We start from the raw sequence: 21,749 nt of genomic DNA on the forward strand, positions 1-21,749 counted from the left end.
GGCCGTGGCATACACCTCAGCGCGTGGGCAACTTCCGTTCATGACGGAAGAAACCCTTGCTGCGCCTGACGATGACGCCGAGGCCAAGGCCTTGGGCGAGGCCCTTCGCGGGCTCCGTCAACGCGCAAGAATGTCTCAGGCCGAAGCCGCTAGCGCTATGGGCTTGGGCTCGGGCGAGGCTTGGCGCGTGTATGAGATCGGCAAGGCGCCGACGATTTTTAAACCCGGCGTCCAGTTTCGTTTGGCATCCGCCGTCAACGCCACGCTTTCAGAACTGCTAAGCGAACGCGATCGGATCACGGGCCGGATCAACGCCATGCCGCCCAGCCCTGCAAACGATCCATTTCGCGGCGGCCCGCGCACCGAACTACCGATCCGCGATCGGATACAGGCCGGCGCTTGGCTCCTGGCCGACGACACCGTGCAAGAGTTCCCTCGCACCTTCCCGGCCGCGCGAGATGGACGCTACCCCCACGCCAATCAATGGATCTCCGAAGTCGCCGGCGACTCGATGAACCTTGAGGGCATCAATCACGGCGACTTCGTCCATTGCGTGGACGCCGTCGATATCTCCTACTACCCACGACACGGCGACATTGTTGAAGTCGAGCGCTTGCGCAACGGCGGTAGCGAGCGGGAGCTGACCCTCAAGCTAATCGAGATGACGCCGACCGGATTCGTCCTTCGGCCCCGCTCCACCAATCCTCGCTTTCAGGAACCGCTCAGCCTCAACCACGGCCTGAACGACGACGAGGAGGAATACGAAGTCAGGATCCGCGCCCTGGTCGTGACCTCGATGCGCCGGCGCTAGACCGGCGGGCTTCCAGCGCCACACGCCTCATAGGCCCTTGCTATTGCATCCCTCGCGCCAGCCAAGCTGAAGCGCATGTCCACCGTGCGATGGTCATATCTGCTCGCACGGATAAGGATGCTTTCACCGCTCATGAGGTCAGCGATTACAGGGGCCGCGTCGCGGCCCAATGCCGCTGCCCAAGCGTCCTTATGGGTCCAACGCCTCGTCACCGGCGGACGCTGGTCGATGCGATAGGTGAGATTGCGAACATCGGAGCGAGCGCCGTCGCCGCCCAGGAACTCGTCTGAGAGCAGATGGACGTACATCCCACGTCCGCCAGAGTCGCACTTCACAACCAACCCGGATCTTCCATCGCCCTGAACCTGGGCGATGCCTCTCTGCGCGTCAGTCATTGGATCGGCGACCGCCTCGAACGTCCAGGCGACAGGGGCTGGCTCCTCACCCTGGAGGCTCAAAACCAAAAAAACAGCTGCAATCATCGCGCTCCCCTAGTCAGCGGGTCCAGTTTCCCAGAAATTTAACCCCGCGAAACGCAGCATCCGCTTGGGCAAAAGCAGCCATGTGGTTGTCGGATGCCAAAGATCGCTTGACGTCACAAACAAACGCTTGGCATGTTTGCGCCGTCCCGCGCCGTTCGGTTGGGTTTGCCCCCAGCCGCCTCCCGGCGCTCTTCCGTTCAGGCGCGGGGCGTCCCTTTGGAGGAGCGCCCCATGGCTCACGGAATATTCCAACCGTCCACCGCCCCGACGACAACTTCGGACGCGCACGCCGTGCGCGCCGCGACCGCCCACGATTTCCCCGGCGCCGTGCCCGTCGTCAGCATCGATGACGAACTGCTGGACATCATCGCCCTGCTGCACACGGCGCCGATCCGGTCCTTCGACCTGTCGACGGCGGCGGTCATCACCGGCCCCTTCATCGAGGGCCGCGTCTGCATCCGCATGGACGGCCGGTCCTGGTCCCTGCCCACCGTGTCCTGTTCCGTTCTCGCCCTGCTGGTTCGCCTGGAGCGGTCCCTGCGCGCCTGCGACCTCTTGGCGGACGCCTTCAACGCCGCCGTCGTCCAGGCCGAGGCCAAGGTCGACGCCGTCAACGCCTGGTCCGCCCGGGTGCGCCCGACTGAGGGGGACGAAGGCTGATGACATCCGCCCTTTCATTTGCCGACGCCGCCGCCATGCGGGCGGCGCTGGCGGGAAACGACGAAGGCCCTCTGGTCGTCATTGAGCTGCGACCGCCATGCCCTTCCGAACGGATCGAGATCTCGGGCGGCTTCGACGGCCCCGACCCGATCCACGTCGTCAAATCCCTGTGCCGCGCCCTCGAACGCGGCCCGGGCGCCCTCTTCGCCGTCGTGGATCCCAACGCCCGCGACCTGCGCGGCGACGCGGCCCGCTGCTACGTCCTGAACGCCGCTGAGCAACGCGTCGCCCGCATCTGCGGCCTCAGCTTCGCCTATGTGAACGTCGCCGCCTCGGCCCTGGTCAACCGCAACTGGCGGCCCGGCCAGAACCGGGATTGCGTGGACCGGGAATGCGTGAGCCCGGCAATGGACGACCGGGAGGCGGCGATATGAGCCCCCTCGCCTCCGCCGGCGCGGCCCTGATCATTCTGACGCCACTGCTCGCCGAGCGCGCATTGGGCTGGATGCTCCAGGCCGGGATGGCCGCCGCCTACTCCGACCTCGGATCGGCCAAGCCCTCGCCGGGCGTGCCCTGGGATCGTGCTGCGAAGATCCGCTGTCTTCAATCGTGGATGCTGACCGCTCTGGCCGTGTCCGCCGCCTTTCTCGCCGGCTTCTGCTGGGGGCGGCTCTGATGCCCGCCCGGCCACGCCGCACCGGCCCCGTCCTGACCGACGCCGCGCGCGAAGCCTTCGCCGCCGCCCTGGTCATCCTTCTGGCCATCGCCTTCGCCGGCGCCGCCCTCGAGCGGGCGGGACCGGCCCACCCTCTTCCCGATCATTACCGGATCCGCTGACATGGCTTCTTCCGCACAGACTTCTTCCGCACAGGCTTCCCCCGCTCAGCGCGAAATGCGCAAGCCCGACTTCCCGGCCGTCGTCCACACCTACACCGACCTGCTGCGCCTCTTGCGCGAACAACCGCACGGCGACGCCGCCCATCTGGCCGGCCTGACCGGCCGCGTCACGTCAAACGTCCGCCGCGACATGCACAAGCTGATCGCCGCAGGCGTCGTCGAGCACGACGGCGCCTGCTGGCTCCTGACCGACAAGGGCCGCCAATGGGTCGCGGGCCAGGACGTGGCCGAGGGCCTTGTCTCGGCCGACGGCTCAGCCGCTCCGGTCACCCGCTGGCCGGTCGACAAGATCCGCCCGAACCCAGCCAACCGGCCCGTCGATCGAGAAACCATCCCTGACCTTGCCCTCTCGATCATCGGCGCCGGCGACGTTCTCCAGCCGCTGATCCTGACTCCGCCCGATGCGAACGGCGTGCGCATGATCCTCGCCGGCGAGCGCCGCTGGCGCGCCGTCCGCCTCATCATGGATCAGGACGCCGAGACTCATAACGAGAACGTCCTCGACCTCGGCGGCGAGCCGGTCCTCTTCAACGACAGCCTGCCCATCGACCTCGAGGCTGGCGTCCCCTTCATCGAGCGCGAGGCGACCGAGGCCGAGGCGCTGCAGATCACCATCATCGAGAACAGCCAGCGCCAGGACCTTTCCCCCTGGGAAGACGCCCAGCTATTGCTGCAGCTCCAGACCGCCACCGGCTGGAACGCGTCCGAGCTGGCCCGCAACATCGGCCGCGCGGCCGAGGGCGAACGCTCCGGCCTGCGCGACGTCCAGACCAAGCTGAAGGTCGCCCGCGAAGCCTCGCCCGCCGCCATCGCCGCCTATCTCGAAAACCGCAGCTGGGACCAGCTCCGCAACAGCGTCAGCCAGCCCAAGCCGCAGACCATGTCCGACCTGGTCGCGGAGTATGGCGCGGCCGCCCTCAAACCCAACGAGCCGACGCCGCTCGAGCAGGCCATCGAGGACGCGCCGGAGACGGACCAGAGCCTCGCCTGGCTGGCCGATCAGAAGCGACGCCTCTGGCCCTTCCTGGAGGCGCTCACGCCGAAGCAGCTGTTGGTTCTCGTTGAGGTGGGGGACCTGATCGCCCGCACCAATCTCAAGACCTCGAGATACGAAGCGGCCTGCGGCGACAGCTATCCCGACGCGACGAAATGCGCCCGGCATCTGGTCGAGAACGCCGGGCTGGGGTTCACCCATTTCCAAGGCAAACACACCGTGACCTTGGCCGACGCCACCTGGGACTGGCTGATCGAAAAAGGTCTGATCCGCGAGCTGACGGGCGCTGACGATCATCGCCTCGGCCTTCTGCGCCAGGAAGCGCTTGGCATCGGAGCCGAGGCCAAGCTGCGCCAGTCTGGCCGGTACTGGACGGAATGGCTGAACAACGAACACGCCGCCGTCCATGACCTTCCGCAGACGGCCGGCCGGCCGCTGTACGTCACGGACAAGCCCTGGAATCCGGTTGAGATCTTTCGAACGAATACAGGCGAGGGCGCGTGGGTCGAGTTGCGCCTCTACCAGCTAGGCGACGACGCCCAATTCCACGCCACGGTGAAGTCAGCCTCGGGCAGCGAAAGCGCTCAATGCGACCAACCGGCGGCGACCCGTGAAGCCGCGATCGCCGAAGCCGCGAAACGCGCCCAGGTGATCGTCCGCCCCGCACGCGACGCCGCCCTGATGGCGTGGCTGGATGCCCGGATCGGCCCCCACGTCGTCAACGGCGTCGACTACGGCAACGCCACCCGGGCCCAGGAAGCCCGCTACGCCGCCGGCATCCTCCAACGCCCGTCCGCGAACTACGGCGCGTCTTCGCGCAGCGAGACGCCGGCGCCGTCGGCCGAGCCCAGCGCCGAAGCGACGCTGCCGACGACGACGATCGAACTGCTCCCCGCCACGGCCCGCGAAGAACTGGCGGAACAGCGCCTCGAGCGCCTCGGCGCAGCCCTGCAGGTCCTCACCGACCGGCTTGAGCCCTTGCTCGCCATCCTCCGGGGCGATCGCACTGAGGACGGCCTGATCACCATCGAGACCGACGACGCCGATTACTACAAGCGCGAGATCTCGGAGGCCTGCGCCTGGGCCGAAGACGCCCTGGCCGAGACCACCACGGTCTTCGACGGCCACGGCGAAGAGATCGGCCGACCCGACATCGGCGCCCCGGCCGTGCCGATCCGCAAGTCGATCACGGCCGACTTCATCGTCTGCCTTGAGGATGGCCGGAAGTTCAAGTCGCTGAAGCGCCACCTGCGCACCCGCTACAATCTCTCGCCGGAGGAGTATCGCCGGCGCTGGGGCCTCCCGGCCGACTACCCCATGGTCGCGCCCAACTACGCCAAGGCCCGCGAGGACCTGGTCCGCCAGATGGGCCTCGGCCGGGCGGGGGCGCGCTGATGTCGGCCGTTCTGGAAACCTGCCTCGCCCGCGCTCACCGCACGCTGAAGCGCCCTCTGTTGATGATCGCCGTCGATCCTCAGCACGACGGGTCATACACGCTTCAGTTCGCCCACGCCGATCTTCATCGGGACCATGTCGCCGCCATGGCCCTCGACCTGATGCGATCGCTGGCGGACGACATCAACGCTTCCGCCTGCTCGGACTGCCCGTCCTGTCGGGCCCGCCAGCACCAGCTGCAGTTCGCGATCGCCGCGCTCGAGGCGACCGAAGCCGGGCCGCCGCAATGACGCGCCGCCCCTGGATCGAAGGCGCGGCCCTGCTGGCCGCCCATCACCGCGCCGCCCCGGCGCCCAGACCTCTCAACCGCAGGAGCTATCCCGTGTCCCCCGACGTCCGCTTCGCACTGCTCAGGGCAACCCCTCAGGCCAAGCCCCTGGCCTTCCCCGACATCGGCGCCCTGGCGCGTCACGTCCAGCGCGAACGCGCCGGCCGATCGATCGAGATGGTCGACATCGAAGACCTGCGTTTCGACGGCGACGCCAACATGCGCGAGGGCGTCTCCGTCTACCTCCTCGACCTCGGCGGCGACCGCGACGGTTTGATCGGCCATTGCTGGCTGGACGGTAAGGGTCAGGACGCCCTGCGCCATGCGCTGGCCCGCAATCAGCTGCCCGCCCATGACGCCGCCGTGAGGGCCGCATGATGGACGGCGCGACCTTCTCCCCCGCCGCTAACACGGCCAATACCGTTGACGCCGAAGAGCCCAAGCGCCTCAACCGCCGTCAGGCCGCCAAGGTGCGGACCCGCCAGCGGGTCTTCGATTCCGCCGAAACCTTGTTCAAGGACGTCGGTTTCGAGCGCGCCACCATCCGTGCGATCGCCAAGGGCGCCGGCATGTCGACCGGCGCCGTCTTCGCCAACTTCGAAGACAAGACGGCGCTCTACGTCGCCGTCTTCGGCCACCCGCCTCTGACGCCCGAGCAGGGCCGTGAACTGGTCGTCGCCCTGCGCCGGTCGCACGACATGCTCGAGGCCTTCGCGGATGAGGAAGGCGTCCCCGAACTGCTGGCGAGCATCAAGGCCGCCCTGCCGCCCCTTCCGGTCAAGGCTGCCGCTGATGCTTGACCGTCGCTCACACCCGTCCGCGCATCCGCTGCCGCCCCTGCGGCTGGCCCAGACGCCCGTCTACGTCGATCGCGGCTACTGCCCCGGCGGCCGCTGGGAGCGGATCCTGCGGACCATCCACGATCAGCCCCTGACCGAGACCGAGATCCTGCGCGCCGTCCACGACGGCCGCTACCCGCGCCGGATCGAGCGCCGCAAGATTCACGCCGCCCTCGTCGCCATGACCCGACAGGGGCTGACGGCGCGCCTGCCGGGCAGCCCGGCGCCCTTCACGGCCACCGCGCACGGCGTGCGCATCCTGCATGGAGAGGCCGCGTGACGCTGCACCTCGATCCCGTCCCCGACCGCCACCCGCGCCTGATCGTCTGGTGCGGATGGTTCCGCCGCGCCGGCTGGTCCGTCCGCGACATCGCCAAGCTCTTCAACATCTCGATCGGCGAACTGATCGAAGCCGGAGTCGAACCATGACCAAGGTCACCCCCAACGGGCCTCCGCCCCCCCAGCTTCAGCGCTTCCTCGCGCTCGAAGATATCCTCATGGGCTTCTCTGACGGCATCGACGGGGCCCGCCTGCAGGCCGGGCTCACATGGGCGAAGACCGGCCGCTCCGATTGGCAGCGCAAAGACCTGATCAGCCTCTTCGCCGCCCCGTGGGTCGCAGCGCAGGAAGAGGCAGGATGGCAGGGCGACGCCATCCTCCAGGGCGAAAAGGATCTGGACGAGATCACCGCCGTCGCGCTGCAGGCGGATCCCGTCGAGGATTTCCTCGACCAGGTCAGGGCAGAGCTGACGCGGGCCCGCGCCCTCTTCCCCGGCGACCTGATCATGACCCTGGCCATGGCCGAAGAGTTCGGCGAGCTGGTGAAGGCGGTCCTGGACGAACCCTCCAGTGACGTCCGAAAGGAGGCCGTCCAGACCGCCGCCATGGCCGCCCGCGTCGTCCTCGACGGCGACGCCTCCGTCAACGACTGGCGCGCCGCCAAGGGCCTGGACCCGCTGACGGGAAGCGCCGCCGCCGCCCTGACGCCCGGAACCACGCTCCGCCACCGTGACGGACGAACCGGAACCTTCGTCAGCGTGGAAGAGGACGGACGATATCGCGTTCGCTCCCTCAAGGGCCCGGGCTTCTGGGTCTTCCATCCCGCCGACTGTTGGCCGCCCGCTTCGGAACTGGCTCCGCCGAAAGGAAGCGAGGCCGCTCATGGCTGACCGCAATCAACATCCGTCTCGTGATGACGAGACCCGTCGCGCCGTCTTCGACCAGATCGACCTGCAGACTGCCGAGCTGGAGATCGACAGCTCTATCTACAACGGCTTCGCGGCCGCCATCATGGTGAAGGGTCAGCCTAGAACCGTCGCCCTTACTCGCGAGTACGGGGACGCCGTTCAGCTCATGGCCCTGATCGAGCGGGGGCGCTCTCCACAGTCTACGGCCTCGGAGGCAGGCGCGGCGGCAGGCGAAGGCCCGCCACCGGTTCGCGGGGAGATCCGCGTAATCGACGGCAATCGCTGTCGGTTCATCGAGCGTGAACTGGAAGGCGACAAGTGGGAGGTCATCGGCCCCGCCACCCACCCCGCCCCCGACGCGCTGCGGGCAGCGGTGGAGGCGTTGGAGCCGTTCGCAAAGGGCGGACACCATAGGACTATGCCCGGTCTCTCGCCGTCCTACACGGTGGCCGACTTCGGAGATGGCGTCGTCGTCACTGTGGCCGACTTCCGCCGCGCCGCTGAAGCCTTCGCCGCCCTGCAAGCCGAACAGAAAGGCGGTGCGTGATGGGTGTTGTTTCAATCCACAGCACCGTTTCCTGCGATGGCTGCGGGACGCATTTCAGGGTGAACCACGATCCGGCCTACAAGCCGCCCGCCGGTTGGTCGCTGTTCGACGTGGCCGAGGACGCGGTTCGCGGTGGCTACGTCCTCGGCAGTTCTCTCTTCGACGGATCCTGCAGCGTGCAGAATGGGTCGATGCTCTGCATCCCCTGCACAAGGGCGGCTGACCGCGCCGCTGCCCATGGGGAGCCTCAACAATGAGAATCCTCGAGAAGAAGCGCGGCTATTTTCGCGGCACGCACAAGGGCTGCACGATCGAGATCGAGCGCGACCGCACGTCAGGCGATGACCGGTGTAAGTTCTACATCACCGTCCAGGGCGCCGACGGCTGCTACCGATATGACGGCTGGAGCCCCGAAGGCGTCGAGACCATGGCCCAGGCCAAGCGGGAAGCGATCCGGGGGGCGTGCCTGTGACCCAGACCGACCGCCTTGACGCCGACATCGAGCCTCTCTGGAGCCTGTACGAGGTCACCGTCACCGCTGGCGACTACGTGGCGACGTCGACCCTCTCGGCCGCCACCCGATCGCGCGCCGTCTACCAGGCCTTCCTCGACTACAGCGACGTCTGGACCATCAGCTTCCGCGACTTCCTGTCCATGGTCCGGGCGCGGCGCGTCAGCACCTGCGCCGATGACGGCTATGCCTATGTCCGACGCGCCTATGGCGTCGATCCGCGCATCGGCGCTGAGGTCGAGCTGGTCGATGAAGGCGACTGGACGGGCAAGCGCGGCCAGATCGTTCACCCCGGAAAATCGACCACAGCCCACGTCCACGTCGTCTTCCACGGCATCGCGCACGCCATGCCGTGCCACCCGCGCAGCATCCGCATGATCGAGGCCTCGGCATGAACGGCGATGATGACGACGGCGCCCTGGCCGACCACGACGAAGGCTTCAACGACGACGGCCCGACGCTCCGCACCCTGGCCGCCGCGATCCAGTGCTGGTCGATCACCAATCTGTCCGCCCGTGCTCGCGACGTGGGCTGGAAGGCGGCCGTGGGCCCGACCCTGGGCGAGGCGGCCCTGGCCTTCGCCCTGCCTGTCGAGCGCATCAAGTCGGCCGTCGAATGGCACTACTGGATGTTCCTGACCGGCGATGGCGCCGACGCTGACCTGGTCATCGAACACGAGGGGGAGTGAACCTTAGTCATGGCTCCCGCTCCTCGCCGCGTCAGCGAAGCGATCGAGCCCCCTTCCGGCGGGCTCGATCCCGCCCTGCTGCGCATCATCCAGGCCATGGCCCGTGCGGATGCGCGCCGCGACTTCCAGGCCGCCAGCGCCGCCCCCTTGCCGACCGCCAGGCTTGCGAGTCACGATTAGCGCCACGGCCACGGCGACGATCGCGGTCGCGACAATGACCAGGGCGATCAACCCGACGCTGTTCGAGACTTCCAGATCGAGGGTGTGATGCAGTTTCACGACGACAGTTCCTCAGCGATGACGCCGCCAGTCTCGACCCGTTCGAGATCCGGCAACGCGCTGATCGTCACTCCGCCCTCGAGGGGGGTGGACGCTCAACGCACGCTCAGCCTGTCGTCACGACATGGATTCCAACAATGCACCGTCTTTGTGGGGGCCGCACCGCACAAAAGGCCAAGCGCCCAGACTATGACCCCGCTCCATAAAGCCAGGGTAAAGGCCCTTAGGGTCAGGCCCGTCCCGCACCCTAAGACGCGCGCGGGGGCTCACTTCGCCGATCGCGCCCATCGGGAGGGCGGACGGCCGTGACCCGCGTCGCCCTTTACGCTCGCTACAGCTCGGACCGCCAGAACGAGCGCTCGATCTCCGATCAGGTGAACGTCCTGATCCAGCACGCCGCCGCCAAGGGCTGGGCCGTCGTCGGCACCTACACCGACGCCGCCATTTCCGGCTCGGCCATGGCGAATCGCCCTGGGCTTCTCGCGGCGCTCGCTGCGGCCGACCGGGGCGAGTTCGACCTGCTGCTGGCGGAAGACGAAGACCGCCTCGCCCGCAACCTTGAGCACCTGGCGCACGTGGCCAACCGCCTGGCCGACATCGGCGCCGGCATCGCCACCCTGTCGACCGACCGGGTCCAGGATATGCACGTCGCCTTCAAGGGGCTCATCGCCCAGGACTTCATCCGCAACCTCAGCATGAAGACCAAGCGCGGTATGGCCTCCAATGCGGAGAAGGGTCTCGCGACCGGCTCGCGCCTTTACGGCTATCGTTCCCAGCCCGGCGGCGCGGTCGAGATCGTGCCCGACCAGGCCGAGGTGATTCGGCGCATCTTTTCCATGTACGTCAACGATCGCATGTCCTCGCGCGAGATCGCTGAACGCCTCAACCGCGACAGGATCCCCTCTCCGGCTGGCCGTCAATGGAACGCTTCGTCCATCCAGGGCTCGCGCCAACGCGCGAACGGCGTCCTGCACAGCGAGATCTACGCCGGCGTCAAAGTCTACAACCGCGTCGAGATGCGAAAGGACCGCCAGAGCGGCCGCAAGATCACCATCTGCAAGCCTCCGAGCGAGCATAAGCGCATCGACGTCCCGCACCTTGCCATCATCGATCAGGACCTTTGGAAGGCCGCCCAGCAGCGCCTCGACAGCCGCCAGACGGCCGACCCGTCTCAGCGGGCGAGCTTGCGCCGGCGGCCGGGGCTGCTGTCAGGCCTGACGAAGTGCGGGCGCTGCGGGGCCTCCTATACCTCGCTCAGCCAGGGGCGGCTGGTCTGCGCGGCCTATCGCGAGAAGGGAGCGTCCGCCTGCGACAACAACCGCCACGTCAACCGGGCCGAGATCGAGCAACGCGTTCTGGACGGCCTGCGCACGCGGCTGCTCGCTCCCGACGCCGTCGCGGCCTACGTCAGGGCCTACCACGCCGCCTGGGCGGAACAGGCGGCCCAGGTCGAGGATCGCCGTCGACCGCTGACGCGTCGGATCGCCGAGGTCGAACGCGCCATCGAGCGCGGGGCTGACGCCCTGCTCTCCGGCGCGACGGCGGCCGCCGTCATCGGCAAGAAGCTCGAAGCTCTCGAAATCGAACAGGCCCAGCTTAAGGCGACCCTTGAACAGCTCGACGCTGAAGGCGCGCCGCCCGTGCAGCTGCACCCGCGCGCAGCCGAGAACTACGCCCGCAAGATCGAGCAGCTCCAGGCGCGCCTGGCCGAGGCGGCCGGCAGCACCGACGACGCGGACAGAGACCTGATCGGCAGCGTCAGAGGCCTGATCCAGAAGGTGGACATCGAGCCGATCAACAAATCGAGAGGATCGCCGGTGCGGGTCACCTTGCACGGTGACCTCGCCCGGTTCGTTCTCCCGCAACACCCACCAGCTAGTGGGTGTGCGTTGGTGGTTGGAGGCGGGATCGAACCGCCGACCTGTGGGTTATGAATCCACCGCTCTAACCATCTGAGCTATCCAACCCCACACGGGAGTTTCGCGCGAGCCCTTGAACGACCCTTGGGCGCGAGAGGGGTGCGTATATCGCCGCCTTTCGTCCGGTTCAAGCCGCTTCGACAGGGATTTCGTGCGGGACCATCGGTCGCGGCGCCTTTCGGCTCGCGTAAAGCGCGATGTGGCTGCATCCTGCCCCTTCCACGCCACGCTGTTCAGGAGCCGCCATGCGTCCCGCCCTCTTCGCCGTTTCCGCCGCCGCCCTGGTTCTCGCCGCCTGCGGAGCCAATGGACAGGACGAGGGACAAGCGCCCGCCGCCACGGGCGCCCCGGTCGAAACCCGTCCGCCGAACAATCCCGACCAGAAGCCGGCCGTCGAAGGCCAGACCCGCGCGCCCTCGGTCAGCACCGCCGTGGCCATGCAGCACGCCGTCGTGGCGGAAGGGCTGGAGCATCCCTGGGGCCTGGCCCTGCTGCCGGACGGCCAATGGCTGGTGACGGAACGTCCCGGCCGCATGCGCGTCGTGAGCGCGCAGGGCCAGATCGGCGCCCCGATCAGCGGCCTGCCCGCCGTAGCGGCGCGCGGCCAGGGCGGTCTGCTGGACGTGATCCTGAGCCCGACCTTCGCCGAGGACCGGACGATCTACTGGTCGTACGCCCAGCCACGGAACGGCGGCAACGGCACGGCTGTGGCGCGCGGCCGCCTGTCGGACGACCTGAGCCGAGTCGAGAACGTGCAGGTCGTCTTCCAGGTCAAGGACACCTATGACGGGGACAAGCATTTCGGCTCCTCCCTGGTCTTCGGCCCGGACGGCAAGCTGTACGTCACCATCGGCGAGCGCTCGGACAAGCCGATGCGACCGACCGCCCAGAGCCTGGCCTCGCACCACGGCAAGGTCATCCGCATCAACGCCGACGGCTCGGTCCCGTCCGACAACCCCTTCGTCGGCCGCGAAGGCGCCCTGCCCGAAATCTGGTCCTACGGCCATCGCAACCCGCAGGGCATCGCCGTCCAGCCGGAAACCGGCGCGGTCTGGAGCATCGAACACGGCACGCGCGGCGGCGACGAGCTGAACCTGGAGAAGGCCGGCGCCAATTTCGGCTGGCCCGGCGCGGCCTACGGCATCGAATACAGCGGCGACGCCATTCCCGACGCGACGACGACCCGCGAAGGGACGGTCCAGCCCGTCTACTACTGGGACCCGGTGATCGCGCCGGGCGGCATGGTCTTCTATGAGGGCGCCATGTTCCCCGGTTGGAAGGGGAACGCCCTGATCGGCGGCCTGGGCGGCAAGCACCTGGTTCGTCTGGTGCTGCAGGACGGCCGCGTGGTCGGCGAGGAGCGCCTGCTGACTGGGCTGGGCGAACGCATCCGCGACGTGGCGGTCGGGCCTGACGGCGCCGTCTGGGTCGTGACGGACGAGGAGAACGGCAAGCTGGTGCGGCTGGCGCGCCGCTGAGACTGAGAAGAGACGGGGCGGGCCGCGCACAACGGCCCGCCCTTTTCACATCCGGCGACCTCACGCGCCTTGTTACTTGACGTTGACGTAAACGTCGGCTTTCTAACGGCCTGAGTTTCAATTCCAGACGCGATGATCAGACCCGCTCCCCATCGCGCCGCCCTCAAGACGCCAACCGTTCCTCATGCAGCGAGGCGCCGCGCGCCGAGCGACAGGGACACCAAGAACCCGTTCCTCATGCAGTTCGCTGCCGCGCAGCGAACGATAGGAACACAACGAGAGAGAGACGCCTCATGGCCGACGCCTACATCTACGACGCCGTGCGCACCCCGCGCGGCAAGGGCAAGAAGGACGGCAGCCTGCACGAGATCACGGCGCTGAGCTTGGCCAGCCAGGTGCTGGAGGCGCTGCGCGATCGGAACGGCCTGGACACCGCCAAGGTCGACGATGTGATCCTGGGCTGCGTCTCGCCGGTTGGCGAACAGGGCGCCGACATCGCCCGCACCGCCGTCCTGGCGGCGGGCTGGGACCAGGCGACGGCGGGCTTCCAGATCAACCGCTTCTGCGCCTCGGGCCTGGAGGCCGTGAACGTGGCGGCCGCCAAGGTGAAGTCAGGCGAGGCGGGCATGGCCGTCGGCGGCGGCGTGGAAGCCATGAGCCGCGTGCCGATGGGCTCGGACGGCGGCGCCTGGCCGACCGACCCGTCCTCGGCCTTCCCGACCTATTTCGTGCCGCAAGGCGTCTCGGCCGACATGATCGCCACCAAATACGGCTTCAGCCGCGACGACGTGGACGCCTATTCGGTCGAAAGCCACAAGCGCGCCGCCCGCTCCTGGGCCGAGCGCCGTTTCGACAAGTCGGTGATCGCGGTCAAGAACCAGCTCGGCCTGACCCAGCTGGACCACGACGAGACCATTCGTCCGAACACGGACATGCAGATCCTGGGCGGGCTGAATCCCTCCTTCGTCATGATGGGCGGCATGGGCTTCGACGCCGTGATCGGCCAGCGCTACCCCGAGGTCGCCAGCGTCAACCACGTCCACACCCCCGGCAACTCGTCCGGCATCGTCGACGGCGCGGCGGGCGTGCTGGTCGGCTCCAAGGAGATGGGCGAGGCCCTGGGCCTGAAGCCGCGCGCCAAGATTCTGGGCGGCGCCTCGATCGGCTCCGAGCCGTCGATCATGCTGACCGGCCCCGAGCCCGTGACCCGCAAGCTGCTGGGCAAGCTGGGCATGCAGCCCGGCGACATCGACCTGTATGAACTGAACGAGGCCTTCGCGGCCGTGGTGCTGCGCTACATGCAGGCGCTCGACATCCCGCACGACAAGATCAACGTCTGCGGCGGCGCCATCGCCATGGGGCACCCGCTGGGCGCCACCGGCGCCATGATCCTGGGCACGGTGCTGGACGAGCTGGAACGCTCGAACAAGTCGACGGCCCTGGCCACCCTGTGCATCGGCGGCGGCATGGGCACCGCCACCGTCATCGAACGCGTCTGATCCGGGAGCATATGACGATGGAAAACTTCAAGATCGACATCGACGCCGACGGCGTCGCGCTCGTGACCTTCGACGTGCCGGGCCGTTCGATGAACACCCTGACCTCGGCCGTGATCGCCGAGATCCCGGCCCTGGTGGAGAAGATCAAAACCGACGACGCCATCAAGGGCGTGGTCATCACCTCGGGCAAGACGACCGGCTTCTGCGCCGGGGCGGACCTGGGCGACATGGCCGCCGGGATGCTGGCCGGCGGGGGCGACCTGCAGAAGGCGTTCGACACCGGCTGGGCGCTGAACGGCGCCTTCCGCGCGCTTGAAACCTCGGGCAAGCCGGTGGCGGCGGCCATCAACGGCCTGGCGCTTGGCGGCGGGCTGGAGTTCACCCTGGCCTGCCACTATCGCGTGGTCGAGAACGACCCGAAGATCCAGCTAGGCCTGCCCGAGATCAAGGTCGGCCTCTTCCCCGGCGGCGGCGGCACCCAGCGCCTGACGCGCCTGATCGGGGTGCAGAACGCCCTGATGCAGATGGCCGAGGGCAAGTCCTGGCGTCCGAACGACGCCAAGGGCGCCGGCGTCGTCCACGAGGTCGTCGAAAAGGGCCAGTCGGTCGAGGCCGCCAAGGCCTGGATCAAGGGAGGCGGCAAGGCCGTCCAGCCCTGGGACGATCCCAAGTTCAAGATCCCCGGCGGCGGCCCCTACCACCCGGCGGGCGCCCAGGTCTTCATCATGGGCAACGCCATCCTGCGCAAGCAGTCCTACGGCAACTATCCGGCCGTGCTGAACATGATGAAGGCCGTCTATGAAGGCGTGCAGGTCCCCATCGAGGCGGGCCTGCGCATCGAGACGCGCTACTTCATCAAGACCCTGATGACGCCGCAGGCCCAGGCGATGATCCGCAGCCTGTTCCTGTCCAAGCAAGAGCTGGACAAGGGCGCCGTGCGCCCGGCGGGCGTGCCCAAGTCCGATCCGAAGAAGGTCAGCGTCCTGGGCGCCGGCATGATGGGCGCGGGTATCGCCTATGTTCAGGTCATGGCCGGCATCGAGACCGTGCTGATCGACCAGACGCAGGAAGCCGCCGACAAGGGCAAGGCCCACGTCGAGGAGCTGCTGAAGAAGCGCCTGTCGCGCGGTCAGATGACCCAGGAGAAGTTCGACGCCACCCTGGCCCTGGTCACGGCGACGACGGACTATGACCTGATCAAGGGTTCGGACCTGGTCATCGAGGCCGTGTTCGAGAACCGCGAGATCAAGGCGGACGTCACCAAGCGCGCCGAGGCCCAGCTGGCTGAAGGCGCCGTGTTCGGCTCCAACACCTCGACCCTGCCGATCACCGGTCTGGCCGAGGCCAGCGTGCGGCCGGAAGACTTCATCGGCATCCACTTCTTCTCGCCGGTCGACAAGATGATGCTGGTCGAGATCATCATGGGCGAGAAGACCGGCGACGTGGCCCTGGCCAAGGCGCTGGACTATGTCCTGAAGATCAAGAAGACGCCGATCGTCGTCAACGACAGCCGCGGCTTCTACACCTCGCGCTGCTTCTCGACCTTCCTGATGGAAGGCATGGCCATGCTGGAAGAGGGCTATTCGCCCGTGCTGATCGACAACGTCGGGCGCATGACCGGCATGCCGCGCGGCCCGCTGGAGATGCACGACGACGTGGCGCTCGACCTGTCGTACAAGATCGCCAAACAGACCCGCGAGGATCTGGGCGACAAGTACGTCGCCAACGAGGGCGAGCAGATCGTCGCCACCATGGTCGAGCAGGGCCGCTATGGCCGCAAGAACGGCAAGGGCTTCTACGACTATGACCAGAAGCCCAAGGTCATCTGGCCGGGCCTCTACGACCTGGCCCCGACCACCAAGGGCGAGGCCTTCGGCGAAAGCCCCGAGGCCCTGGCCGCCGTCGATGAACTGAAAACCCGCCTGCTGTATCGCCAGGCGGTGGAAGTGGCCCGTTGCTGGGAAGAGGGCGTCATCGACGATCCGCGCGAGGGCGACCTGGGCGCCATCCTCGGCTGGGGCTTCGCGCCCTGGACCGGCGGCCCCATCACCTTCATGGACCAGACCGGACTGAAGGCTTTCGTGGCCAAGGCCGACGAACTGACCGCCAAATACGGCGACCGCTTCAAGGTTCCGCAGCTTCTGCGCGACATGGCCGCCAAGAACGAAACCTTCTACGGCCGCTTCGCGCCGCAGACGAAGGCGACCTGAGGCGCTGCCACAGACTAAACGGAAAGGGCGGCCTTCGCGGGCCGCCCTTTCTTTTTGCGCTATCGCTCGCCGCTTGAGCGCAGCCCCTATCCACCGCTCATCCCGGCGGACGCCGGGATCCAGTCCTTTGGCTGCGCCCGCGCGCGTGGAAATTTTGGCCTTCTTCAAAGGCAGAGCGCTTGGCTCTCACTGGATCCCAGCGTCCGCCGGGATGGGCGGGTGGGTATTATCTGCTCCGGAACACCCGCGACGCCGCATAGCCGGTCATCGCCGCCAGGATCACGCAGAGCACGCCGTAGCTCCACGGGCGGTTGTGGGCGAACTCATAGATGTCGCGCTCCAGCCCCACCTTCTCGACGGTCAGGGTGAGGTTGGACACCGATACCGGCGCCCCTTCCTGGAAAAGCCAGACCTCGGCGTAATACTTCCCCGTCGGAGCCACGGCGGGCAGTTTGACCTCAGCGCGGAACAGGCCCCGGTCGACGAACTCCACCCCCTTGGGATCGGTGTCGTAGAGGGCCGCCGCCTCCTTCAGCCGAATGACGGCGCGGCGCCAGTCCAGATAGTCCTCGCCCAGACGGCTGACGACCACGTCGCGCACGCCATAGCGGGTGACGGTGCGTGCCTCTTCCGGCGCGTCGATACGCAGGTGGTCGACGCCCACGCCCAGACGACGCAGCTGGCCGAAGTCGGCGATGTCGCTCAGCGGCCGCGTCGAGGCGGTCATGTAGAAGCCCGGCGCGCCCTCGAACAGCACCGGGCGGCTGTTCAGCCAGACCCCCATGTTGCGCGTCTTCTTGACCAGGCGCACCGGGGCGTCAGGACCGCGCACCACCACCACCACGTCGGCGGGCGTGTCGGTCGGGTTGAACACGGCGCCGTAGAGGACGATGGACGCCCCCCGGAAGCCGGAATCCACATCGACCCGCGCGTCGGTCAAGGCGGCGGCGACCCGCACCTCCTCGTTCGTGGCGGCCGAGCGCTCGATGATGATCTCAGGCGCCGCAGCCTGGGGCGGCGGTTCTGGCGGCAGGACCTGGAACATCAGTCCGCCACCCCCGGCGCCAGCAGGAACAGGTCGCTGGGCCGCACGAACAGTTCGAGCCCCATCTGGATGCCGACCAGAAGGACGATCAGGCCCAGAGCCGCGCGCATCTCTTCGGCGCGGAACCGGCCCGACAGGCGCGCGCCGTACTGCGCCCCGACCACTCCGCCCAGCAGCAGGATGGTCGACAGGACGATGTCCACCGTCTGGTTGCGCCCGGCCTGCAGCACCGTGGTGATGGCGGTGGTGATGATGATCTGGAACAGGCTGGTGCCGACCACCACGCTGGCCTTCATCCGCAGGACATAGAGCATGGCCGGCACCAGGATGAAGCCGCCGCCCACCCCCATGATGGCCGACAGAATGCCTGCGAACACGCCCAGGCCGAACGGTGGAATGGCGCTGATGTAGAGGCCCGAGCGCGGAAAACGCATCCTGAACGGCAGGCCGTACAGCCACATGGGGCGACGGCGCTCCTTGCGCGGCGGGGTCTCGCCCCGGACGCGATGCAGGATCTGCGTCAGGCTCTCGTACAGCATCATGCAGCCGATCGAGCCGAGGAACAGCAGATAGGACAGGGCCACCACCAGATCGGCCTGACCCAGCAGGCGCAGGTAGCGGAACAGCTCGACGCCCATGAGCGCGCCCAGGGCGCCGCCCACCGCCATGATGCCGCCGATGCGGTAGTCCACCGCCTTCATGCCGGAATAGCGGATGACGCCCGAGGTCGAGGAGGCGACGACGTGGCTGGCCTGGCTGGCCACGGCCACTGTCGGAGGGATGCCCAGGAAAACCAGCACCGGCGCCATCAGGAAGCCGCCGCCGATGCCGAACAGACCCGACACGAATCCGACCAGCGCTCCCAGCATGACCAGGAGCGGCCAGTTCACCGAGACTTCGGCGATCGGCAGGTAAATATCCACGGCACGCGCCTTCGGCTGGAAGGACAGGCAATCAGCGCCGGAAAGGCGACTAGGCCTTCGGTCTTAGCCGCCCCTGCGGCGAACCGCCACCCCCGGTTGCACGCGGGCGTCGCCGATCAGGCGACGGGCTCGACGGTGAAGGCGTCGGCCGCCTCGCGCGCCTTGCGGCGGTCGACGACCGACAGGCCCGACGTCATGCGCTGAACCGAGGCCAGCGCCTGCTGGTCGCCGCGGCGCGCCGCGATCATGTACCACTTGAACGCCTCGACCCGATTGGGGGCCACGCCCTCGTCGCCCTTCTCCAGCAGCTGGGCGACGTTGTACTGGCTGTCGACGCGGCCGGCGCCGGCGGCCTTGGTCAGCCAGGCCAGGGCCTCGGCGCGGTTCCGCGCGCCGCCGACGCCGTCGTACAGCTGCATGGCGTAGAAATGCATGGCCTTGGCGTCGCCCGCCTCGGCCGCGCGACGGGCCCAGGCGCGGGCCTCGGCCTCGTCCGCCGTCAGCCCGGCGGCGCCGTCCTGATACAGGCTGGCCAGACGCAGCTGCGCCGGCGCGTAGCCCAGGTTGGCGGCGCGGGTCAGGGGCTCCAGGCCGCCGTCGTCGCCGTTGTCCAGCATCTGCACGGCGCGGGCGAACAGGCCTGCGCCCTCGGTCGCCGCCGCGTCGGGCGACGGCACGGCGTCGGTCGGGGAGGCGTCCAGCGCCAGGGCGGCGATCGGCGTCGCCGCCTCGGCTGGCGCCGCGCCGGTCGTCGGGGTCGGCGCCAGGGCGAAGCCGCCCGGCAGGCTCAGACCCGAACCGCCCACGACCTGCAAGGTGGCGTAGCCGCCGACCACGCCCAGAGCCGCCACCGCCATGGCCCCCAGGGCGGTGCGCATGGTCGAGCTCTGACGGCCGGCCTGCTTGTCCAGCCGCTCCTGCAGCTTGGACTTGCCGCCGCGCTTGGCCAGGCCGAAGGCCTGACGCGGGGCCGCATCCTCTTCCGGCGTCATGGCCGCGCGGGCGGCCTCCAGCACGTCGCGCGTCGACCCCGCAGTCGGCTCCTGCGCCGAGGCGTGCGGGGAGACGAAGTCCAGATCGGCCGATAAGCCGTCGTCTTCGCCGACGCGGTCCAGCTCGAGCGGGCGCTCGGCGTCCAGATCGGCTGCGGCGTTCAGGATGTCGCTGACGTCGGCGCCGCCGAACAGGTCTTCATCGGCCGAGGACGCAGCCGCCGGAGCGGCGTGCGGCCAGGCGTCGTCCGCGATCCGGCCGAAGGGCGCCGTCGTCGGCCCGGCGTCCAGCAGTTCGGCGTCCAGAGGATCGCCGAAGACGCTCCCGGCGCCCGAGGCGAACGGCTGTCCCGGCGCAGCGTCGGCGCCCGTCAGGGGCTCGGCGCTCCAGTCGTCGATCGGATCGGCGAAGGCCGTCGCCCGCCAGTCGCCCCCGGCGGTTTCCGCCGGAGTCCAGGGCGCGGGGTCAGGGCTTTCCAGCGGCGGGGCGCGGCGGACGTCGCGATCGGCGCGCTGCTCCATGCTGTCGCGCGCGTCGGCCAGCAGGCGCGCCGTGCGCTCCTCGCTCTGGCGCATCCGTTCGGCCAGATCGCCCGAGGCGCGCTCGTGGCGCTGGTGCATCTTGTCGGTGCTTTCCGACAGGCGGCGGCCGATGTCGTCCAGGGCCTGGGCCGAGCGACGCTCGGACTGGGCGATGCGTTCGCTCAGGCGGTCCGAAATGCGGGCGATCTCGCCGCCCAGCCGCTCCAGCGCCAGGGCGTGCTGGTCGTCGGCCTGGGTCAGACGCTGATCCACGGCTTCGGCGTGACGCGCCAGATCGCGCTCCAGCTTCTGCTCCAGCGCGGCGACGCGGGCGTCGGACGGACCGGCGCCGCCGGCTTCGACCGTCTCCAGCCGACCGTTGAGGTTGCGGGCGATGCGCATGATCTCGCGGCCCATGCCTTCGACGGCGGAGGCCGAGCGCTGCTCGGCGGCCCGGGCCTGATCGCCGATGGCGGCCAGGGCGCGCTCGATGCGGTCGACGCGTCCCTCGGTCTCGACCGCGTCGAGGCGGCGGATCATCTCGGTGCGGCTGGATTCCACCTGCCGCGTCAGGCTCTCGGCCAGTTTCTCGAAGCGCGAGGCTTCGCGCGCATGGTCCGGCTCGATGCGGCGTTCGGCGTCCCGCATCCGCAGATCCAGAGCCGCGAACGACCGCTCCAACCCCTTCAGCGCCTCGGAGGTGCGCGACTGGGCGTCGTCCAGACGCACCCCGACCTGCGACAGCAGGTTCGTTCCGGCGCCCGGCCCAGCCGCCTTTTCAACGGCTTCGATACGGTCGCGCAGTTCGCTGACGCCGGCGCGCTGGCGCTCGTCCATCTCGTACAGGCGGGTGGAGACGGCGGTCAGGGCCGCGTCCAGCTTGTCCAGCCCTTCACGCGCCTCGGTCCCGGCGTCCTGCTCCAGACGGCGCAGGCGGCGGTGGCCCTCGCGCAGCTCCTCGGCGATGTCGTCGATGCGGCGGGCCTTGGCCGCCTCGGCCTCGTCCTGCGTCTCCAGACGACGCACCAGGCCGGCCACGGCCTGGTCGATGCCCTGGATGGCCAGGGTCGAGCGGCGCTCGGCCGCTTCCAGACGCTCGGCGATCACCTCAAGCGAGGCGCCCATTCTGCCTAGGTTCTCATGGCGCCCCGGACCCTGGCGCCCATCCTCGCCATAGACGTCGTCCAGACGGCGCGAGCGGCTGCGGCGGTCATAGGGATCGGGAATGGGCGACCGGCGCGGCAGGGTGGCGACGCCGTCGTCCTCGTCCGGCTCATCCATGATCATGGAGTTCAGCCACTCGCCCAGGGTCATGCCCGAGCGTCGCGCCAGATCCTTGGCGATCTCGCGCGCCTTCGGATCGATGCCCTTCACGCTCCACGGCGCCGCTGCGGTCACTGATTCGCCTCCCGACCCATGGCGCGAACGGTATCCTTCCAGATAAAGCGTGTAAACGTGTCGTTAACCGCTAGATGTGGCGCCTCACGGCGAGGCGCCGACGGCAGCCGACCAGGCGCTGATGCGCCCGACATGGTTAATGCCG

At 68.5% G+C, this 21,749-nt stretch carries 23 protein-coding genes, 1 tRNA gene and 2 pseudogenes; 21 read left to right on the forward strand and 5 right to left on the reverse strand.

The window, feature by feature from the left end; translation table 11 throughout:
* Positions 1–40 precede the first annotated feature (40 nt).
* The 17 genes and pseudogenes from V8J38_RS16480 (at position 41) to V8J38_RS16560 (ending at position 9,339) form a co-directional block, all read left to right on the forward strand.
* Positions 41–811, forward strand: coding sequence for a helix-turn-helix domain-containing protein (locus V8J38_RS16480; RefSeq protein WP_338577234.1), 771 nt, complete (start codon positions 41–43; stop codon positions 809–811).
* 773 nt (positions 812–1,584) lie between these two features.
* Positions 1,585–1,953 carry a hypothetical protein gene (locus V8J38_RS16485; protein ID WP_338577235.1) on the forward strand — a complete coding sequence of 123 codons (369 nt, stop codon included), beginning with the start codon at positions 1,585–1,587 and terminating at the stop codon, positions 1,951–1,953.
* On the forward strand, positions 1,953–2,387 hold the full coding sequence (locus tag V8J38_RS16490) for a hypothetical protein (RefSeq protein ID WP_338577236.1): 435 nt from the start codon (positions 1,953–1,955) through the stop codon (positions 2,385–2,387). Before V8J38_RS16485 ends, V8J38_RS16490 begins: the two co-directional genes overlap by 1 nt.
* Positions 2,384–2,629, forward strand: coding sequence for a hypothetical protein (locus tag V8J38_RS16495; RefSeq protein WP_338577237.1), 246 nt, complete (start codon positions 2,384–2,386; stop codon positions 2,627–2,629). Before V8J38_RS16490 ends, V8J38_RS16495 begins: the two co-directional genes overlap by 4 nt.
* Positions 2,629–2,790, forward strand: a complete 162-nt coding sequence (locus V8J38_RS16500) for a hypothetical protein (protein ID WP_338577238.1) — start codon at positions 2,629–2,631, stop codon at positions 2,788–2,790. Before V8J38_RS16495 ends, V8J38_RS16500 begins: the two co-directional genes overlap by 1 nt.
* A gap of 190 nt (positions 2,791–2,980) precedes the next feature.
* Positions 2,981–3,463: pseudogene (locus V8J38_RS16505) on the forward strand (ParB N-terminal domain-containing protein); the annotation flags it as partial.
* A 1,527-nt stretch (positions 3,464–4,990) separates the two neighbouring features.
* Positions 4,991–5,239: pseudogene (locus V8J38_RS16510) on the forward strand (MucR family transcriptional regulator); the annotation flags it as partial.
* On the forward strand, positions 5,239–5,529 hold the full coding sequence (locus V8J38_RS16515) for a hypothetical protein (RefSeq protein WP_338577239.1): 291 nt from the start codon (positions 5,239–5,241) through the stop codon (positions 5,527–5,529). The pseudogene V8J38_RS16510 and the gene V8J38_RS16515, both read left to right, overlap by 1 nt.
* Positions 5,526–5,945: a hypothetical protein gene (locus V8J38_RS16520; RefSeq protein WP_338577241.1), complete on the forward strand. Its 420-nt coding sequence runs from the start codon at positions 5,526–5,528 to the stop codon at positions 5,943–5,945. The genes V8J38_RS16515 and V8J38_RS16520 overlap by 4 nt, the downstream gene beginning before the upstream one ends.
* Positions 5,942–6,367: a helix-turn-helix domain-containing protein gene (locus V8J38_RS16525; RefSeq protein WP_338577242.1), complete on the forward strand. Its 426-nt coding sequence runs from the start codon at positions 5,942–5,944 to the stop codon at positions 6,365–6,367. Before V8J38_RS16520 ends, V8J38_RS16525 begins: the two co-directional genes overlap by 4 nt.
* The gene (locus V8J38_RS16530) at positions 6,360–6,686 is read left to right on the forward strand and encodes a hypothetical protein (RefSeq protein ID WP_338577243.1); all 327 of its coding nucleotides are present in this window, start codon (positions 6,360–6,362) and stop codon (positions 6,684–6,686) included. The genes V8J38_RS16525 and V8J38_RS16530 overlap by 8 nt, the downstream gene beginning before the upstream one ends.
* On the forward strand, positions 6,683–6,835 hold the full coding sequence (locus V8J38_RS16535) for a hypothetical protein (protein ID WP_338577244.1): 153 nt from the start codon (positions 6,683–6,685) through the stop codon (positions 6,833–6,835). The genes V8J38_RS16530 and V8J38_RS16535 overlap by 4 nt, the downstream gene beginning before the upstream one ends.
* Positions 6,832–7,575 carry a hypothetical protein gene (locus V8J38_RS16540; protein ID WP_338577245.1) on the forward strand — a complete coding sequence of 248 codons (744 nt, stop codon included), beginning with the start codon at positions 6,832–6,834 and terminating at the stop codon, positions 7,573–7,575. The genes V8J38_RS16535 and V8J38_RS16540 overlap by 4 nt, the downstream gene beginning before the upstream one ends.
* Positions 7,568–8,140: a hypothetical protein gene (locus V8J38_RS16545; protein ID WP_338577246.1), complete on the forward strand. Its 573-nt coding sequence runs from the start codon at positions 7,568–7,570 to the stop codon at positions 8,138–8,140. Before V8J38_RS16540 ends, V8J38_RS16545 begins: the two co-directional genes overlap by 8 nt.
* A gap of 253 nt (positions 8,141–8,393) precedes the next feature.
* Positions 8,394–8,612, forward strand: coding sequence for a hypothetical protein (locus V8J38_RS16550; RefSeq protein ID WP_076222972.1), 219 nt, complete (start codon positions 8,394–8,396; stop codon positions 8,610–8,612).
* On the forward strand, positions 8,609–9,046 hold the full coding sequence (locus tag V8J38_RS16555; RefSeq protein WP_338577247.1) for a hypothetical protein: 438 nt from the start codon (positions 8,609–8,611) through the stop codon (positions 9,044–9,046). Before V8J38_RS16550 ends, V8J38_RS16555 begins: the two co-directional genes overlap by 4 nt.
* The gene (locus tag V8J38_RS16560) at positions 9,043–9,339 is read left to right on the forward strand and encodes a hypothetical protein (RefSeq protein WP_338577248.1); all 297 of its coding nucleotides are present in this window, start codon (positions 9,043–9,045) and stop codon (positions 9,337–9,339) included. Before V8J38_RS16555 ends, V8J38_RS16560 begins: the two co-directional genes overlap by 4 nt.
* A 3-nt stretch (positions 9,340–9,342) precedes the next feature.
* On the opposite strand, the gene V8J38_RS16565 is transcribed toward V8J38_RS16560, so the two are convergent.
* Entirely contained in the window at positions 9,343–9,618 is a 276-nt protein-coding gene (locus V8J38_RS16565; protein WP_338577250.1) for a hypothetical protein, read from the reverse strand.
* A 374-nt stretch (positions 9,619–9,992) separates the two neighbouring features.
* Here V8J38_RS16565 and V8J38_RS16975 point away from each other — a divergent pair, with 374 nt between their 5' ends.
* A complete protein-coding gene (locus tag V8J38_RS16975) occupies positions 9,993–11,552 on the forward strand; it encodes a recombinase family protein (protein ID WP_422388349.1) in 1,560 nt (519 codons plus the stop codon).
* Here V8J38_RS16975 and V8J38_RS16580 read toward each other — a convergent pair.
* A tRNA-Met gene (locus V8J38_RS16580) sits at positions 11,509–11,585 on the reverse strand. The genes V8J38_RS16975 and V8J38_RS16580 overlap by 44 nt on opposite strands.
* Before the next feature lie 197 nt (positions 11,586–11,782).
* On the opposite strand from V8J38_RS16580, the gene V8J38_RS16585 reads away from it, so the two are divergent.
* The 3 genes from V8J38_RS16585 (at position 11,783) to V8J38_RS16595 (ending at position 16,724) form a co-directional block, all read left to right on the forward strand.
* Complete coding sequence (locus tag V8J38_RS16585) at positions 11,783–13,015, forward strand: PQQ-dependent sugar dehydrogenase (protein WP_338577253.1); 1,233 nt, start codon at positions 11,783–11,785, stop codon at positions 13,013–13,015.
* A gap of 293 nt (positions 13,016–13,308) precedes the next feature.
* On the forward strand, positions 13,309–14,514 hold the full coding sequence (locus V8J38_RS16590; protein WP_338577254.1) for an acetyl-CoA C-acetyltransferase: 1,206 nt from the start codon (positions 13,309–13,311) through the stop codon (positions 14,512–14,514).
* 17 nt (positions 14,515–14,531) lie between these two features.
* Positions 14,532–16,724 carry a 3-hydroxyacyl-CoA dehydrogenase NAD-binding domain-containing protein gene (locus tag V8J38_RS16595; protein ID WP_338578638.1) on the forward strand — a complete coding sequence of 731 codons (2,193 nt, stop codon included), beginning with the start codon at positions 14,532–14,534 and terminating at the stop codon, positions 16,722–16,724.
* 226 nt (positions 16,725–16,950) lie between these two features.
* Here V8J38_RS16595 and V8J38_RS16600 read toward each other — a convergent pair whose 3' ends face one another.
* The 3 genes from V8J38_RS16600 to V8J38_RS16610 all read right to left on the reverse strand — a co-directional run bounded on the left by V8J38_RS16600 (position 16,951) and on the right by V8J38_RS16610 (position 21,604).
* Positions 16,951–17,769 (reverse strand): TIGR02186 family protein, encoded by an 819-nt coding sequence (locus V8J38_RS16600; protein WP_291781110.1) that lies wholly within the window; start codon positions 17,767–17,769, stop codon positions 16,951–16,953.
* The gene (locus tag V8J38_RS16605; protein ID WP_291781107.1) at positions 17,769–18,692 is read right to left on the reverse strand and encodes a sulfite exporter TauE/SafE family protein; all 924 of its coding nucleotides are present in this window, start codon (positions 18,690–18,692) and stop codon (positions 17,769–17,771) included. Before V8J38_RS16605 ends, V8J38_RS16600 begins: the two co-directional genes overlap by 1 nt.
* A gap of 116 nt (positions 18,693–18,808) precedes the next feature.
* Positions 18,809–21,604 (reverse strand): hypothetical protein, encoded by a 2,796-nt coding sequence (locus V8J38_RS16610; protein ID WP_338577255.1) that lies wholly within the window; start codon positions 21,602–21,604, stop codon positions 18,809–18,811.
* Between the last annotated feature and the right edge of the window lie 145 nt (positions 21,605–21,749).

It is taken from the genome of Brevundimonas olei, from assembly GCF_037055245.1.
GTDB classification, from domain to species: domain Bacteria; phylum Pseudomonadota; class Alphaproteobacteria; order Caulobacterales; family Caulobacteraceae; genus Brevundimonas; species Brevundimonas olei.